This window comes from Microbulbifer regidiadema (SeqCode) (assembly GCF_052467605.1).
This window is the reverse complement of sequence record NZ_CP174316.1, coordinates 4374286-4390749: the sequence shown is the minus strand read 5'-3', so window position 1 is coordinate 4390749 and position 16464 is coordinate 4374286. Positions and strand designations below refer to the sequence as shown.

14 protein-coding genes are annotated in these 16464 nt (G+C 55.4%); 5 read left to right on the top strand and 9 right to left on the bottom strand.

Translation table 11 applies throughout. The annotated features are described in order from the left end of the window. Positions 1 to 16: 16 nt before the first annotated feature. The 3 genes from mreD to ACJJIF_RS19820 all read right to left on the bottom strand — a co-directional run bounded on the left by mreD (position 17) and on the right by ACJJIF_RS19820 (position 2497). Complete coding sequence (gene mreD / locus ACJJIF_RS19830) at positions 17 to 496, bottom strand: rod shape-determining protein MreD (RefSeq protein WP_444929993.1); 480 nt, start codon at positions 494 to 496, stop codon at positions 17 to 19. Continuing rightward, the gene (gene mreC, locus ACJJIF_RS19825) at positions 483 to 1325 is read right to left on the bottom strand and encodes a rod shape-determining protein MreC (RefSeq protein WP_444929992.1); all 843 of its coding nucleotides are present in this window, start codon (positions 1323 to 1325) and stop codon (positions 483 to 485) included. The genes mreD and mreC overlap by 14 nt, the downstream gene beginning before the upstream one ends. A 137-nt stretch (positions 1326 to 1462) precedes the next feature. Next, positions 1463 to 2497 (bottom strand): rod shape-determining protein, encoded by a 1035-nt coding sequence (locus tag ACJJIF_RS19820; protein WP_444929991.1) that lies wholly within the window; start codon positions 2495 to 2497, stop codon positions 1463 to 1465. A gap of 356 nt (positions 2498 to 2853) precedes the next feature. Here ACJJIF_RS19820 and gatC point away from each other — a divergent pair, with 356 nt between their 5' ends. The 5 genes from gatC to cysZ all read left to right on the top strand — a co-directional run bounded on the left by gatC (position 2854) and on the right by cysZ (position 7358). Next, positions 2854 to 3141 (top strand): Asp-tRNA(Asn)/Glu-tRNA(Gln) amidotransferase subunit GatC, encoded by a 288-nt coding sequence (gatC, locus tag ACJJIF_RS19815; protein WP_444932386.1) that lies wholly within the window; start codon positions 2854 to 2856, stop codon positions 3139 to 3141. Between the two features lie 70 nt (positions 3142 to 3211). Then, positions 3212 to 4657, top strand: a complete 1446-nt coding sequence (gatA, locus tag ACJJIF_RS19810; RefSeq protein ID WP_444929990.1) for an Asp-tRNA(Asn)/Glu-tRNA(Gln) amidotransferase subunit GatA — start codon at positions 3212 to 3214, stop codon at positions 4655 to 4657. 11 nt (positions 4658 to 4668) lie between these two features. After that, on the top strand, positions 4669 to 6120 hold the full coding sequence (gatB, locus tag ACJJIF_RS19805) for an Asp-tRNA(Asn)/Glu-tRNA(Gln) amidotransferase subunit GatB (protein ID WP_444929989.1): 1452 nt from the start codon (positions 4669 to 4671) through the stop codon (positions 6118 to 6120). A gap of 66 nt (positions 6121 to 6186) precedes the next feature. Continuing rightward, entirely contained in the window at positions 6187 to 6483 is a 297-nt protein-coding gene (locus tag ACJJIF_RS19800) for a PA4642 family protein (protein ID WP_444929988.1), read from the top strand. A 44-nt stretch (positions 6484 to 6527) separates the two neighbouring features. Continuing rightward, complete coding sequence (cysZ, locus tag ACJJIF_RS19795; RefSeq protein WP_444929987.1) at positions 6528 to 7358, top strand: sulfate transporter CysZ; 831 nt, start codon at positions 6528 to 6530, stop codon at positions 7356 to 7358. 51 nt (positions 7359 to 7409) lie between these two features. Here the strand turns inward: cysZ and ACJJIF_RS19790 are convergent, their stop codons facing one another. The 6 genes from ACJJIF_RS19790 to ACJJIF_RS19765 form a co-directional block, all read right to left on the bottom strand. Further along, positions 7410 to 8558, bottom strand: a complete 1149-nt coding sequence (locus ACJJIF_RS19790; RefSeq protein WP_444929986.1) for a hypothetical protein — start codon at positions 8556 to 8558, stop codon at positions 7410 to 7412. 208 nt (positions 8559 to 8766) lie between these two features. Further along, on the bottom strand, positions 8767 to 10272 hold the full coding sequence (gene rhlB / locus ACJJIF_RS19785; protein WP_444929985.1) for an ATP-dependent RNA helicase RhlB: 1506 nt from the start codon (positions 10270 to 10272) through the stop codon (positions 8767 to 8769). A 47-nt stretch (positions 10273 to 10319) separates the two neighbouring features. Further along, a complete protein-coding gene (locus ACJJIF_RS19780; RefSeq protein WP_444929984.1) occupies positions 10320 to 10949 on the bottom strand; it encodes an HvfX family Cu-binding RiPP maturation protein in 630 nt (209 codons plus the stop codon). A 190-nt stretch (positions 10950 to 11139) separates the two neighbouring features. Next, positions 11140 to 13236: a CapA family protein gene (locus ACJJIF_RS19775; protein WP_444929983.1), complete on the bottom strand. Its 2097-nt coding sequence runs from the start codon at positions 13234 to 13236 to the stop codon at positions 11140 to 11142. 55 nt (positions 13237 to 13291) lie between these two features. Beyond that, positions 13292 to 15043: a gamma-glutamyltransferase gene (gene ggt / locus ACJJIF_RS19770; RefSeq protein WP_444929982.1), complete on the bottom strand. Its 1752-nt coding sequence runs from the start codon at positions 15041 to 15043 to the stop codon at positions 13292 to 13294. A 26-nt stretch (positions 15044 to 15069) separates the two neighbouring features. After that, positions 15070 to 16392, bottom strand: coding sequence for a type III PLP-dependent enzyme domain-containing protein (locus ACJJIF_RS19765; protein ID WP_444929981.1), 1323 nt, complete (start codon positions 16390 to 16392; stop codon positions 15070 to 15072). Positions 16393 to 16464 lie beyond the last annotated feature (72 nt).

Below are 16464 nucleotides of genomic sequence, written 5' to 3'. Positions count from 1 at the left end.
AGTGCCGACGAGACGGTCAACGAACGTGTAAACGCCTGGAAAGGCTTCCCAGCCACGGGGTTACCCAGGGCCAGAGCAGGGCTGTGGTCAGGGCTGGCCACAGGAAAGTCAGCCCGGGCACCGATTTGCCTTCGAGGCCGTGTACCCAATTGCCCACGACTTGGTGGATGCCCACCAACACAAATACCCACAGCAGTTGCTGGGCCGGGTTAAAAGCTCGGGTGCGCTGATAGGTGAGCAAGCTGAAATAGGCGAGAACCGATAGAGCCAATGCGTGGGTTCCGAGACTCGCCCCGGTGACTAAATCCTGCAAGATACCGATCATCCAGGCAAATCCCACCCCCAGGCTCTGGGGCATACGCGTAATCCAGAATATCACCAGTAGAGCCGGAAACGCCGGGCGAAACCAGAGCCACTCCTGTGGCAGGGGCATAATGGCGAGCAGCAGTGACAGCAGAATAGTGACCGCAATGAACCAGCGGTTATTCGCTTGCAACAGAGCGCCCTCCATCACCGATAACCGCCAGTACAAAGCGACTGCGATTCATCCGGCCTCTGGGCAGTACCTCCGCCTCGACAAAAGGCTTACCCGGATCTCTCTGCACCGAGACAACCTCACCGACCGGATAACCTGCGGGAAAGCGGCCGCCCAAACCAGAGCTGAGTAATAAATCGCCCTCGCGGATATCGCTGGTATTGGCCAGGTGGCGCAGTTTCAGGCGATAGAGGTCACCGGTGCCCTCGGCGACGGTGCGCATACTGTTGCGCAGGACCTGTACGGGAATGGCGTGGCTCGAGTCCGTAATCAGCAGGATGCGGCTATAGGAATCGCCCGCCTCAATTACCTGGCCCAGCAAACCGCTGGCATCCATTACCGGAGTGCCGATATCAACGCCGTCATCGCGGCCCTTGTCGATCAGCAGCACATGCTCCTGGGGGTCCGGGGTGACGCCGATCACCTGGGCCACCAGTACCCGGTCATCGACCATTTCTGCCGAATTCATCAGCTCTTTCAGGCGGGTATTCTCCGCTTTAACTGCGGCCAACAACTGGCTGCGCTGCTCCAGCAACAGAACCTGGCGCTTGAGGCGGCTATTCTCTTCTTGCAGCTCCTCGCGCGAGCGAAACTGCTCATCCGCCCAATCACCCACGCGCTCGGGAGTTCCTGTTACCCAGTAAAGTGGAGCAACAACCCCGGATAAGCGCTCGCGCACCGGCTGGAACCAGTTGGTGTAATGGTCGGAGACGATCAGTGCGATGGCGAGTATGACGAGAAAGCCCAGGCGGTATTCGGCAGAGGGACCGCGGGTAAATAGCGGCTTCACAGGCAACCCCCTCTTAGCAGGTCAAATCAAACATGGTGAGAACAGTACAAGCCCCGAAGACGGCTCGCACTGTTTTTATTACAGGGAACTTGCGGACACAGCCACAAGCTCCCCAGCAGGTTACGCAGTACTGTCTACTAGTTAGACATCAGGTAGAGGCGGTTGCTATCCAGCATATCCAGTGCCTTGCCGCCGCCGCGGGCCACACAGGTCAGCGGATCGTCGGCAACGATCACCGGCAGGCCCGACTCCTCCATCAACAGGCGATCGAGGTCGCGCAACAGGGCGCCACCGCCGGTCAGTACCATGCCGCGCTCAGCGATATCGGAGGCCAATTCGGGGGGAGATTGCTCCAACGCGCTTTTGACCGCCTGTACAATCCCGGTCAGCGGCTCTTGCAGGGCCTCGAGGATTTCATCGGAATTCAGGGTGAAACTGCGGGGGACACCTTCGGCCAGGTTGCGGCCGCGCACGTCGATTTCGCGAACCTCACTGCCCGCATAGGCGCAGCCAATTTCTTCTTTAATTCGCTCGGCGGTCGCATCACCGATCACACTGCCGTAGTTGCGACGCACATAGTTGACGATAGCCTCGTCAAAGCGGTCACCGCCGATGCGCACAGAGTCGGAATAAACCACACCATTCAAGGAGATAATGGCGATCTCAGTGGTGCCCCCACCGATATCCACCACCATGGAGCCGCTCGCCTCCTCGACATTCAGGCCGGCACCAATTGCAGCGGACATCGGCTCTACGATCAGTGACACTTCGCGGGCGCCGGCGCCCAGGGCCGACTCGCGAATTGCGCGGCGTTCCACCTCTGTGGATTGACAGGGAACACACACCAGCACTCTCGGGCTCGGGCGCATCCAGCTGTTTTCATGCACCTTCTTGATAAAGTGCTGCAACATTTTTTCGGTCACCTGGAAGTCGGCGATAACACCGTCCTTCAGGGGCCGAATAGCCGTAATATTGCCTGGGGTCCGGCCGAGCATGCGCTTAGCTTCGACTCCGACAGCCTCAACAATTTTCTGACCATTGTAGTGACGTATAGCAACGACAGAGGGCTCGTCGAGTACTACGCCGCGATCGCGAACGTAAATCAGCGTGTTGGCAGTTCCCAGGTCGATGGAGAGATCACTGGAAAACATACCCCGCAAACGTTTAAACATGGAATTCGATTACCTTGTACTAATTGTCAGCCCCCAGGTCGGGCACTGCGGGCGCGGCTTCTTTTATGGATATAAATCCTACTTAGTCCGCATAAATAATTCTGAGTTCCGAGCCGCATTTCGAATCGGATTCTACGCAAAATACCGGAGTCTCTCATCACTCGGCAGGATTCGGCAAACTCTAACAACCGCTAGGCATCAGAGCAAGGCTGAAGGGCGGTCATTTGAGGCCCGCGATTCATTACTGCCCGGGCCGGTGAGAATATTACCCCATTGTGCTAAATTTGCCGGTTCTGCCCGCTGAACTAATCCGGGCAGCTTTCGACTCGCAACTCAAGCTGGAGGAGTCCATCACCATGGCAGTGGATACGCAAACTGTAGAAAAACTCGCGGAGCTGGCCCGTATCGCCATATCCAAAGAAACCATCGAAGAAGTCAGCAGTCGCCTCGGAGAGGTTTTGCAACTGGTCGACCAGTTACAATCCACCAATACCGATGGCATAGCCCCGATGGCGCACCCGCTCGACGAAGTGCAGGAACTGCGCACCGACACAACAACAGAAGCGAATAAGCGCGAAGACTTCCTCGAGCTGGCTCCCCAGACTGAAGAAGGCCTCTACCTGGTTCCCAAAGTAATTGACTAACAGCCCAACACTGACAAAGTCCGCTTTAATACCCAGCCCTCAGCCCGCCTAGAGCCTTTAAGGGAATAACATGCATCAGCTTACTATCGCCGAGATCATCCGTGGATTGCGGAGTAAAGAGTTCTCAAGTACAGAGCTAACCCGCCATTTACTCGGCCGCATCCAGCAACTGGACAGTAACTACAACAGTTTTATTAGCGTCACCGAAGAGAGCGCCCTGGCGCAAGCCGCAGCCGCCGACCAGCGCTTGGCCAGCGGTGAGGCAGCGGCACTGTGCGGCGTGCCCATCGCCCACAAAGATATTATTTGCACCAGGGGCATACGCACCAGCTGCGCCTCCAAGATGCTGGATAATTTTATTCCCCCCTACGATGCCACCGTTGCTGAGAATCTCAACACCGCCGGCGCCGTTACCCTGGGCAAAACCAATATGGATGAGTTCGCCATGGGCTCCTCCAACGAAAGCAGTTTTTACGGCCCGGTAAAAAATCCCTGGAATACCCGCTGTGTTCCCGGCGGCTCCTCCGGCGGCTCGGCTGCGGCAGTTGCTGCACAACTGATACCCGGCGCCACGGCCACCGATACCGGCGGCTCTATTCGCCAACCGGCAGCGCTCACCAACACCACCGGCTTGAAGCCCACCTATGGGCGCATCTCCCGCTATGGCATCGTGGCCTACGCCTCCAGCCTCGATCAGGCCGGCCCCATCGCCCGCAGCGCCGAAGATGTGGCTTACCTGCTGTCCGCCATGGCCAGCCACGACCCGAAAGATTCCACCAGCCTGAAACAGCAGCCCACTGATTTTACCGCCGGGCTGAATAACCCGATTGCCGGACTCCGCATCGGAGTGCCCCGGGAATACTTTGGTGAGGGCCTAAACGCTGAAACCGCAAGCCGGGTTCAGGAGGCTTTGCAAGAGTTCGAGAAACTGGGTGCGCAACTGGTCGATATCAGCCTGCCACATACCCAGTTGGCGATACCCGCTTACTATGTGATTGCCCCCGCTGAAGCCTCTGCCAACCTGTCTCGGTTCGACGGGGTTCGCTATGGCCACCGCTGCGAGGAGCCCAAAGACCTGCGCGATCTCTATATGCGCTCCCGTGGCGAAGGCTTCGGCGAAGAGGTACAGCGCCGCATCCTGGTGGGCACCTACGCCCTGTCCGCCGGTTATTACGATGCCTACTACAACAAAGCCCAGCAGGCCCGGCGCCTGATCAAGCAGGACTTTGTCGAGGCATTCGAAAAGGTGGATGTGATTATGGGCCCCACCACCCCCTCCCCCGCTTTCGAACTGGGCGCCAAAAGCGCAGACCCGGTGGCGATGTACCTGGAGGATATCTACACCATCGCCACCAACCTCGCCGGACTACCTGGCATGTCTGTACCCTGTGGCCTGGTAAACAATATGCCGGTGGGCCTACAAATTACCGGCAATTACCTGGATGAGGCGCGCATGCTCAATATCGCCCACCAATACCAACAGGTAACCGACTGGCACAAAGCCAGCGCCGTATAAGGAGATAAATTGTGGAATGGGAAATCGTTATCGGGCTGGAAATACACGTCCAGCTCTCCACCCAGTCAAAACTCTTTTCCGGCGCCAGCACCCGCTTTGGTGCCGAGCCGAATACCCAGGCTTGCGCCGTAGACCTAGCCATGCCGGGTACACTGCCGGTACCCAATGAGGAAGCATTTCGCTATGCGGTAATGTTTGGCCTGGCGATGAACGCGGAAATCGGCAAGCGCTCGGTTTTCGAACGCAAAAACTATTTCTACCCAGACTTGCCCAAGGGCTACCAGACCACCCAATTGGAGCAACCGATAGTCGGCGCCGGCGAAGTGGAAATTCACCTGGAAGATGGCAGCAGTAAAAAAGTGCGCTTGCACCACGCCCACCTGGAGGAAGATGCCGGCAAATCCCTGCATGAGGATTTCCACGGCATGTCCGGTATCGATCTCAATCGCGCCGGTACGCCGCTGATTGAGATCGTATCTGAACCGGATATGCGCAGCGCTGCCGAAGCGGTGGCCTACCTGAAAAAAATTCACAGTATCGTAACCTACCTGGGCATTTCCGATGGCGACATGTCCCAGGGCTCACTGCGCTGTGATGCCAATGTATCCGTGCGTTTAAAAGGCGAGGAAAAACTCGGCACCCGCACAGAATTAAAAAACATCAATTCTTTCCGTTTTGTCGAGCGCGCAATTAAAGTCGAAGCTGAACGTCAGATCGACATCCTGGAAGACGGCGGTACCATTACCCAGGAAACCCGCCTCTACGACGCAGACAAAAATGAAACCCGCTCTATGCGCAGCAAAGAAGTGGCCAATGATTACCGCTACTTCCCCTGCCCTGACCTGCTGCCAGTTGCACTCACCGATGAATATGTCGAGCAACTGCGCAGCATTCTGCCAGAACTGCCTGATGCAAAAGCAGCCCGCTTCCAAACGGAATACCAGCTATCCGCTTATGATGCAGACCAGCTGACACAGGAGCGTGCCAGTGCAGACTATTTTGAGACTGTGAGTAAATCCTGTGGCGAATCCAAGCTTGCCGCCAACTGGATTAACGGTGAACTGGCAGCGCTGCTCAACCGTCGTGAACTTACTATTTCACAATCTCCGGTTTCTGCCGACCAGCTAGCTGGACTAATCGCACGGATCAAAGACAACACCATTTCCAGCAAGATCGCCAAACAGGTGTTCGAGGCTATTGCCGACGGCGAGGGCAGTGCCGATGAGGTGATCGAAAAACGCGGTCTGAAACAGGTTTCCGACAGCGGCGCTATCGAACAAATGGTGGATGAGGTGATCGCTGGAAGCGATGCTCAGGTAGAAAACTACCGCAAGGCCGATGAATCAAAGCGCCCCAAAATGATGGGGTATTTCGTCGGGCAAATTATGAAAGCGTCCAAGGGGCAGGCAAACCCGCAGATGATCAATAAAATCCTTAAACAAAAATTAGATGCACTGCTTTAACTCACAATATTTTAACACCTGGGGCGGGCCCTGCCCGCGCCTTATTTATCTAGCAAGGATATCGTTTTGAGCCAGAAAAAAGACAAACAGAAGGTCCTCGGAGAAGTGTTTGATGAGGAGCGCATTGCCGGCTTCCTGGTTGGCGAAGCCCCCACAGGCGTCAATCGGGATTACCACCTGCTCGAACGCGCCTACCGCAGTATGAAAGTAGAGAGCTTTGCCACTTTTGTAACACTGTTTCTCGCTGAGGGCCTCGACCTGAACAGCCCCGGCCCCGACGGCAAAACCCTACTGGCACGCATTGGCGAACACCGCCAGGGCGCTGAGTATCGCGAAATATTAAAAGCCGCTGGCGCCAACTAACAACCCCTGAAAATTCGGGCATTGCACCAGCGAGAGGTGAGTGTATGACTTCAAACCCCGTTCACGGTATCGACGCACTGGTGCGCGGTATCCACTTAATTAGCCGGCGCGAGTTGCGCCCCTTTATCCTGGTGCCACTGCTGATAAATCTGGTGCTGTTTATTCTTATCAGCGGCATTATGATTTCGCAGCTGGGTGGACTCAGCGATTATATCGGCAGCCTGCTCTCCCACACTCCGGTCAATACAGAAAATATGTCCTGGTGGGAAGCGATGATGGCCAAGGGTACCGCCTGGGCTGCCAGTGCTTTTCGCTGGCTGGCCTGGATTATTGCACTACTGGTGCTTTTCCTGTTCTTTCTTGCCTACGGCTATTTGTTCAGCGTTATCACCAATATCATCGCCGCCCCTTTTAACGGGCTGCTCGCCGAGAAAGTCGAGGAACTGCTCACCGGCAAAGCTCCCCCTGCCGAGCCGATAATGCAAATGGTGTCGCGCACCCTGGGCCGAGAGTTGCGCAAGCTCGGTTACTTCGTGTTTTGGGGGCTAATCGTATTTATTATTGCCATGCTCACTAGCTGGACCATTATTATCCCCATAGTGCTCACCGCCGCCTGGGGCGCCTGGTGCATGGCAATTCAATACGTCGACTATCCACTGGATAATAACCAGCGTCCCTTTGCTGAATTAACCTCAGTACTGCGTCGTCGCAAACTCACCACCCTGGCCTTTGGCGGCAGCGTGATGCTGGCCAAAATGGTGCCCATTTTAAATATCTTTATTATGCCTGCGGCCGTTGCCGGTGGTACCGCCTTGTGGATTGAGAGGCTGCGTATTGAAGGCAACCCAGATTCTCAAACTCCAGTGCTTCAGTAACCCCGCCTAAAAATACACAGCCCTCTCATGCAGAGGGCTGTGTATTTGACATCACCGACCTGAGGTTTTCTTTTTTTTCAGGGCCCGATACCAAGGCTGCTGTCCCCTGGCAATATAAGCCGTTGCCGACAGGCACTTGGCCAAATATTCAAGCTCCCGCGTCAACGCCTCCCCAGAAAGCCCCCTGCCGATCATCTGCTGGAGCTTGTCTGCCAACAGTGCATCGCGCAACCCCTCAGGCCTCTGAATACCCGCAGACAGAATTTCTGGAATCCACTCAGATAGCTCGCGCACGCTAATCCAGTCATTTCCCTCTTCGGGATAGCCAGAAAAATCCGTATCAAATGCCAGGCCTGAATCGTTACTCAAAAAGGTATCGTTCAGCTGTTGATTGGAATCTTTGAAGTGCATAAAGAATTGCCGGGCATCACTCCGCGATGGTATCAGCTGAGTGTCATCCTCTTGCATCATTGGCTTCAGCTTAATCAGCTCGGACTCCGCCACCCCCAATGCCAATAATTTATGGGTGAGTAAAAACTCCTTTCTTGCCACACCCTCATTCACCTGCCGAGCCGACAGTTCTACATCGCCCTCAAGTAAAGTGAGGAAGTCACTCACAATATCGCCACCGTGCAAGGCTTCCCGACTAAAAAGCCCAACCTTGAGGGCATCGGCTCCAAATACCGACGCCCACACCTTTAATTTGGCAAAATAGTCGTAGTAGATCTCAATATCCTTACTGAGGGAGGGAAATGCCCCTTCGTCGTGGCCAAGTAATTTACTTGAAGAGCTCCGCTTGGACGCGGCCCCTCTCGCCCCTTGTTTTTTAAAGGATATCGCCTGTAGATCTTGCCTACGCAGGTAAACAATCACCACAACCTTATCGAAATACTTGGCACATACTCGCTGAACGCGCTCAATATCATCGCGCTGATACAAGTAGCAAAGATGCTCTGCCGACACTATAGTTCGGTCGCTGCGCCTAGTAGCAAGCAATTTATCGAAGCGTGAATTAACTTGAAAATGGAGCTGCTCTCTCTCCTCGACAACGTCAACACAGCTAGAGGAATTGCCCTTTTTTCCCAGGGAGAGGAATTCGAAGCCGGCCCTATTCAGGGCCTGCTCTTGCTCTTTCATCGCCAACTGAAGGGAGCTGGAGCCGGTTTTATGGAAGCCGATATGTAGATAGAGGGTGCGCATCGGAGTATTAACTGTAATTTTTATTGAGTGGGGGAGTCAGCATGCGAGCCACTCCAGAATTGCAGGAGCAACGCTAAACAGTGGGGCTTGGCCTTATTGCAACAGGCTAAAATACCTAACTTTAGGGCAGGATTGAGAACTCAAAATCCACCAAGGCCATTAATGCCGATGCTGCAAGGGTAACAAGCCCTTGCAGCAACAGGGAAAGTCAGTGCCGGCGTGGGCGGCGATGCCCACCAGAGCCACCGCGACGTCCATCGCGGTCACCGTGACTGCGTTGAACTTTTACTTTGGGAGGTTCCACCAAAAGCTCTTCCGGCGGTACTTCACACTTGAGCTTGCCACCGAGCAGCTGCTCAATAGGCTCCAAACGCATAGCATCATCTTCACAGGCAAAACTGATAGACGTGCCGGTTTTACCCGCTCGGCCAGTTCGACCGATGCGGTGTACGTAATCTTCAGGTTCTTCGGGCAGGGTAAAATTCACCACATGGCTAATGCCGTCGATATGGATACCGCGCCCGGCGACATCGGTAGCCACCAGCACCTTGGTTTTGCCGGACTTAAAGTCATCGAGGGTGCGAACCCGCTTGTTTTGCGCCACTTCACCGGAGAGCAGACCGGCGGAAATACCGTGGGCGAGAAGCTGCTCGTGCAAGCGGCGACACTGGTCGCGGCGGTTGGCAAACACGATCAGGCTATCCACCTCTTCCCGCTGCACAATGTTATAGAGCAAGGTGTACTTTTCTTCGCTGGCAGACAGATAGACATGCTGCTCCACCGAATCCGTGGCCACGCGCTCCGGCTCAATCTCCACAACTACCGGGTCATCGGTCCACTGCTCCACCAGATCATCAACCTCAGGGGTAAATGTGGCAGAGAAGAACATGGTTTGGCGGTGGGTTTTGCGCGGGGTCTGGCGCACAATGCGACGCACCTGGGGGATAAAGCCCATATCCAGCATGCGATCCGCTTCATCGATCACCAAAACTTCCACCTGATCCAGGTAGCAATCCCGGTTGCCGACAAAGTCCAGCAGACGACCTGGCGTAGCCACCAGGATATCCACCAGGCGCTCATTCAGGTTTCTCTGCTGCTTGTCGTAATCCATACCACCAACCAGAGTGTGAATCTCCAGGTCGGTATGTTTACACAGCGCCTTGGCGTCATCGGCAATCTGCATCACCAGTTCGCGGGTCGGAGCGATAATCAGGGAGCGGGCTTCACCGGCGTAACGCTCCCCATCAAAGGGATGCTTGAGCAGATCGTCAATCACAGTGATCAGGAAGGCGGCGGTCTTACCGGTACCGGTTTGCGCCTTGCCCACCAAATCGTGGCCATTGAGAGTGTGGGGAAGGGAACGGCCCTGGATAGGTGAGCAATACTGGAAACCCAGATCGTAAATAGCGTGCATCAACTCATCGGGCAGTCCCAGGTCGTGGAAGCGTACCTTGTCCTCCTGCTCCGCCACCTGGAATTCATCCAGGGACCAGGGTGCCGAAGCCTTCGGCGCCCTGCTGCGCTGGCGCCCTTTTTGAGCACCTCTGCTACTGCCCCTGCGCGACTTCCCCTCCGCCTGTGCGGATTTTGTACGCCCCTTGGCAGCCTTATCAGACGGCTTTTGCCCTTCTTTTCGGCGCTCGGAGCTGTCTTCTCCCCGGCGGGAGCCCTTATCCTCTTTGGAGGAGGAACGGCGGAACAACTTTCCTATCAAGTGAAATACTCGCTCAAATGTTCAAATAATCGGCGAGTATAACATCTCTAGGCACCTCCCTGCCCGCTATAGTGACGGCACAGCCAGTAATCCACACTGAAAAAGCGCCCAGCCCCACTACAAAATAGCGCCAACAGCATAATGAAATAGGTCGCTGCAAACTCAATACCGTTCTTTAGAATGGTTACGCCGCCAGTTTCCATTAGCCATTCGTAGTTACCGTGCTCTTTCAGTAGACCAACAATCTTCTCTTTGCGCACCGAGGCCCCTTCAATCAAATCCTTGCGCCACTCCCAGGGCACGCTCAGGGTTTTATCCGGCAGTGCCGACCAACCGTACTCCCAGTGGACCGTGGCCGCCGCCACCGCCATCACAAACATCAGCGGAATCACCGCCAGCCGGGTCGCGCCTCCCACCAGGATAGCGACACCGCCAACAAGCTCCACCAGTGCAGTCATCCAGGCCATCAACATGGGCGCCGGAAGGCCCAGGCCCCAGTCGGGGTTGCCAAACCAGGCGGCAATATCTTCGATATGGCTCACCTTATTCATACCCGCGAGGATAAAAATCGGCGCCAGATAAATCCGCAACAACAGCGGCCCCAGCCAGTCGATCTTGCGCGCATAGCGCACAAAGCCTGTGTACCCGCAGCTCAGGCGATTCATAACACCACCCATTTAGCTCACTCCATCATCAGCGTCTCTGTTCACTTTAGTCGAGTGATAGCGCCAATTCTTACACGGCACCCAGTTCAATCCGACGAAAAAGACCTATCGCTGCTCGCAGACCTCGAGTCGGACAGCAGCCACAGCGCGAAGTAGAGACCTCAAGAGATAACCAAAGAGAGTAAGCCCGAGCACAAGAGACTCAGTGGCGCGGGACCTCCGGCTGCAAATCCACTGCTGCCTCACCCTGGGGCTCCAAGGCCAACGCATCGATATTGGTAACCCCATCGCCCAGTTGTGCACAGGGGGCGGTTTTATCCCAGGCCACCCAGGCCAGGTCATCGAGGGTAATAGCCTCGCCCTCGGCAACAGCTGCCTGCAAGCGCAGGCGATAGCCTTTAACCGCCTGTTTGTCCAGCGGCGGGAAGTCGACTCGAAACGCCTGCCAGTCGTCCCCGCCGATTGCAACAGTGCCGAAACATTCCCGCTCCGCAGACGCCAACGATTGTGAGAAGGCGCGCTTGCGAGGGGCGTATTCCAAACAGACTTGTAGCGACTGTGGCTGCGTCGAGCGGGCGTAGCCGAGCAGCGAGTGAGATGCCTGTGGCGCCGCCTCCACCAACCGGTGAAAGCCACGGGTAACCGCCCCGGCAAGGCCGCCGCTATCTCCGCGCAGTACCATCGAGTGATCTCCCGAACGGGCAGTTCCCGCATCGATACTACTGGCGGGGGACAGGCGCCAGGTGGAAGGCTGCCCAGGCAGCAGCCGATCGGATTCAAAATCACCGGTCACCAACAGATCGCGGCCGCTGGTACAGCTCGCCTGTGGATCAATCCCCTCGAGCGCCGGCAATTGCTGTTGCCAAGTCAACGGCAGCTTGCCCGCCCACAGGCCCGGTGTAGGCGCCAGCGGAGCAGTGCCAGCGCTCAGCGCTTTGCGGGCTCGTTTACCACTATCCGGCAAAATAACCCCGTGTCCGCCACTGGCCGACAGAGACAGTCCATTTAGAAAGGATTGATGCTGTAGGCGGCGGAGAATATGCTGCCGCACAGCCCCAACCGCAGGTGTGGGCTGGTAGTGCTGAATATAGAGCGGCGCCACCTCAGCCCGCACAAACTGCTCGCCATCCATCCATACGTACAGCAGCGCAGATCGATGGGTCTCCTGAAAATACTGGTCAAATAAAAAATTGCCCAGGGAGTAAGCGATAAGCTTGCCCCGGTATAACTCAAAGCCGTGCAGCACATGAGGGTGATGGCCAATAACCAGATCGGCTCCCCGGTCAATGGCCAGCTTCATACGGCGCTGGCTGAGTTCAGTGGGCGCGTAACTGTACTCTTCACTGCCGTGATACTGCACCACCACCGGGCGCTGCTCGGCGGCTTCGCGGGCCACTGTACGGGCTATATTCACTTCACTGCCGAGGGCGGCCCCGGCTTTTTCTCCCTCGGCCACCTGATTGGGGGAGAAGTTACCGCGCCAGCCCACAAAGCCCAATAGGCTGTATTGCTGTGAGCCCCCTTGCAACAGAGCACTCTCAAGTGCCTGGGGCTCATTCAGCCCGCCCCCTGAAAATTTCAAGCCGCTCTCCCGCAGGGCGTCGAGCGTGCTTGTTACCCCGGCATCGCCAAAGTCATACAGGTGATTATTGCCCAAAGTGACGTAATCGATGCCCGCCCATTTTAATGCCGCCAGGGTGAGCGGACGGGAATAGAAAGTGACACTTTTCGGCGTTTCCGTGCCGGGCTTATCACCAGCCAGAACCGCTTCCAAATTGACTGAAGCGATATCCGCATCGACAAGATATGGTTTGATCGGGGCCAGTAGCTGTTTAAACTGTGCGGCATCACTGCCCTCACGCAGCAGGGGCTTGTCCCCCTTTAGCGGCTTGTAATAACGCCGCCCTGTCATTAAGTCACCCGCAAAAGCCAACATCACCCGGCCGGGTTTTCGGGCCACCAGGGTAACGTCGGGAATTTTTCCATCGCTGAGCGTTAATTCATGGGCGGAAAAAGTATGGGTTAGGGGGTAGTAGCCGGCCGCAGAAAATTTAAGCTGATAGATATTTTCGGCAGCCAGCGTCAGGCGGAAGTTGCCCTTGCGGGTAAAAACCACGCCATCATTATTATTGATCTCAACCCCGGTAATCGCTTTACCCTGCTCATCCACCACTCGCCCAGTAATAACCGTATTATGCGCTGCGGTTTTGGCAGACAGCCCGGTCGAGAAGATTATACCGGCCAGTAGCAGGCTAAAAACCTTGATTAATTGGTGGCCCTTTCGCCCTATCCCGTTCATCTTCCCCCCCCACAGCCGATGGCTTTTTAGCGTTATAAATTTACCCGCGCTGCGCTTATTGCACAGCTACTGTTCCAGCATCGGGACGGCGGGGATCAGAGGCACCATAAAACAATCCCTCTTTCCACATAATGGACTGCACACTGCCCATGGCCCGACCCTGTTTCACCTGCTGCCCTTTTTGCAGCAACAGTTTGATGGTATCCGGACTAAAGCCAGGCTCCAGTTCCAATTGGTCCGGCAGCCATTGATGGTGAATTCTGGGCGCGTGGACCGCATCGGCAATATTCATTTGGTGGTCCATAACATTGACCAATACCTGCAACACCGTAGTGATAATACGACTGCCTCCCGGGCTGCCAGTTACCACGTAGGGTTTGCCCTCGCGAAATATCATGGTCGGTGTCATTGAACTCAAAGGGCGCTTGCGCGCGGCAATGGCATTGGCCTCCCCTCCCACCAGGCCAAAGGCGTTGGGCACACCGGGCTTCGCGGAAAAATCATCCATCTCATTATTCATCAGAATACCGGTACCGGGGATCACGATTCCGGAACCGTAGGAAAAATTGAGGGTATAGGTATTGGACACCGCATTGCCCTGCGCATCCATAACAGAAAAATGGGTGGTGTCAGGGCTCTCATAGGGCGCGGGGTTGCCCGCGTGGATTTTTGCCGAGGGAGTCGCGCTTGTCAGCGAAATACCCTCGGCCAATTCCCGCGCATAGGCTTTACTGGTGATGCCGGCAATCGGCACGGCGAAGTGATCCGGATCACCCAGGTGTTCACTGCGATCCGCGTACGCGCGCTTCATGGCCTCCGCCAGTAGGTGGGTGGCATCGGCACTGCCCGCACCCATTTTGCCGATCGGAAACTGCTCCAGGATGTTGAGCATCTGAATAATATGGACACCGCCGGAGCTGGTGGGCGGCATTGATATCACCTGATAGCCACGGTAATCGGTGGAGACCGGCTCGCGCTCTTGCACCCGGTAGTTGACCAGGTCATCGCGGGTAATCAGACCACCCCCCGCTTGCATCGCCGCAACAATTTTATCGGCGATTGCGCCCTGGTAAAAAGCCTCCGGACCGTGTTTTGCCAGCTGTTTTAAGCTCCACGCCAGATCCTTTTGCACCAGTACCTCGCCGGGCTCGTAGGGAACACCGTCGCGCTTGTAATAGGCTTTGGCTGTGGCCGTATTGGCCGTGAGCCAGGCCTGGCGACTTTTCAGGTTCTCAGCCAGATCATAGGAGACCACAAAACCTTTTTCTGCCAGTTCTATCGAGGGGGCCACGACCTCTTGCCAGCTCATGGTGCCGTATTTTTTCAAGGCATAGGCCAGCCCTGCCACAGTGCCAGGCACCCCCGATGAGAGATAACTGAAGCGGGCTTTTTGGGTATCTACATCGCCCTCGGGGTTCAGGTACATATCCCGGTGAGCCGCCGCCGGTGCCATCTCGCGATAATCGAGCGCCAGTACCTTGTCTTCTTTGGCCAGGTAGACCAGCATAAAGCCACCACCGCCAAGGTTTCCGGCCCTGGGTAAAGTTACCGCCAGGGCAATGCCCGTAGCCACGGCCGCATCTACCGCGTTGCCGCCCCGGCGAAGAATATCCGCACCAATTTCACTGGCCAGCTGGCGTTGGCTTGACACCATGCCACCAGTGCCGATTACCGGGTGGTGAATACTGTCATAGCGGATAATCGCTGCGCTTTCATCCACATGACTTGCCGCCTCACTCGTCACAGATACGAGCAGCAGCGCTGTCAGCAGAAATGATGATATCAACTGTTTGCTTTTCTCAACCATCAACATAACTCTTCTCGCTCTTATTTTTAACCCACGACCTGCATCATCTCGCCAAGCGTTTGCGCTGCCCGATATTGTTCAAACTGTACCGAGCCTGCCGCGCTAATTCGATAACCGTAAACCGCCGGTGCCGGTAGGGAGTTATAATAAAATGGATTGGAAAAATAATACGCACCGGTATCGTGGAGCATGACATAATCGCCACTGTCGAGCTTTGGCATTACCCGCCGATTGGCGATGACATCTCCCGAGAAACAGCAGGGGCCGGCAATATCCTGCTCGATAAAATTCTGTGTCTTACTGGCACCGCGACTATCGAAAGAGGATAAGCGCAGAGGCCAGGCCTCCGGCATAAAAATAGTGCGCGCGGCAATCTGGGCACCGGCGTGAGTGGTGACAATATGCCGTCCACCACTGTTTTTGGCGTATTCCACCCGAGATAAAATACAGCCATTTTTCGCCATCACCGCACGGCCAAACTCGGTTTTCACTTTAAACTCGCCCGTGAATAGCGCGGGAACTTGCTCTTTCAGGAAGTCGGCGTACTGACGGTAGGTGGGTGTCACTTTATCACTGTAAAAATTCACCCGCAGACCTCCGCCAATGTCAATTGAACGGATACGCTGCTCTCCGGCGCGTTTGTTAATCTCCTTGGCCAGCGCCACTACCTTGGCGATCCCCTCCGCCATCAGATTAAAGGGGCAGCCCTGGGAGCCAACATGGGTATGGATCGTATTGAGCCAGGGGTACTTCAAATAGTCATTGATAATACGCTCACGATTACCGTAATCATCAAGGGCCACACCAAACTTGGAGTGTAGCCCTGCGGTACTCATCGCTTTAATCTGACCACTGCCCACTTGAGGGTTAATTCGATAGCCCAACTCGCCGCAAGTTGGGTCATTGCCCAGGATCTCTTGCACCCGTGCCATTTCATCGAAATTATCGATATGTAAAGTGGCGCCCAGGGATAATACCCGGCGAATCAACCCGAAGGTTTTTGCCGGCTCATCAAACACAATCTGATCGGCAGTAAAGCCCGCATTCAGCGCCTGTTCCAGCTCGCCGGGACTTGCCGTTTCGGCACTCATGCCGAGTTTTTTCAGCAGCTTTAATACCGCCGACATACCATTGGCCTTCACCGCAAAATGATGCGTAAAGTGTTTTGGAAAAGCCTGATGTAAAGACTGTACCGTGTGCTCCACCCCGGCAATATCCACAAAACCGACCAGCGGTTCCTCTGCACTCAACAGCCCCTGCTGAATTGCTGCTTTTGTCAGCAGCTCATTGGCGGGGTTTACGGCAACAGCATCGGTTGCATATTTATCAACAAATTCATAATCATTCATTGCAATCCGCTCCCCCTAATTAACGCTTTATAAAAAAGCAAAAATTATTATTCACTTGATATATTCCCGGGG

Coding starts and splice junctions, on each gene's coding strand:
- ACJJIF_RS19820 (WP_444929991.1), bottom strand. CDS start 2,497: ATGTTTAAACGTTTGCGGGGTATGTTTTCCAGTGATCTCTCCATCGAC.
- gatC (WP_444932386.1), top strand. CDS start 2,854: ATGGCAGTGGATACGCAAACTGTAGAAAAACTCGCGGAGCTGGCCCGT.
- gatA (WP_444929990.1), top strand. CDS start 3,212: ATGCATCAGCTTACTATCGCCGAGATCATCCGTGGATTGCGGAGTAAA.
- cysZ (WP_444929987.1), top strand. CDS start 6,528: ATGACTTCAAACCCCGTTCACGGTATCGACGCACTGGTGCGCGGTATC.
- ACJJIF_RS19790 (WP_444929986.1), bottom strand. CDS start 8,558: ATGCGCACCCTCTATCTACATATCGGCTTCCATAAAACCGGCTCCAGC.
- ACJJIF_RS19780 (WP_444929984.1), bottom strand. CDS start 10,949: ATGGGTGGTGTTATGAATCGCCTGAGCTGCGGGTACACAGGCTTTGTG.
- ACJJIF_RS19775 (WP_444929983.1), bottom strand. CDS start 13,236: ATGAACGGGATAGGGCGAAAGGGCCACCAATTAATCAAGGTTTTTAGC.
- ggt (WP_444929982.1), bottom strand. CDS start 15,043: ATGGTTGAGAAAAGCAAACAGTTGATATCATCATTTCTGCTGACAGCG.
- ACJJIF_RS19765 (WP_444929981.1), bottom strand. CDS start 16,392: ATGAATGATTATGAATTTGTTGATAAATATGCAACCGATGCTGTTGCC.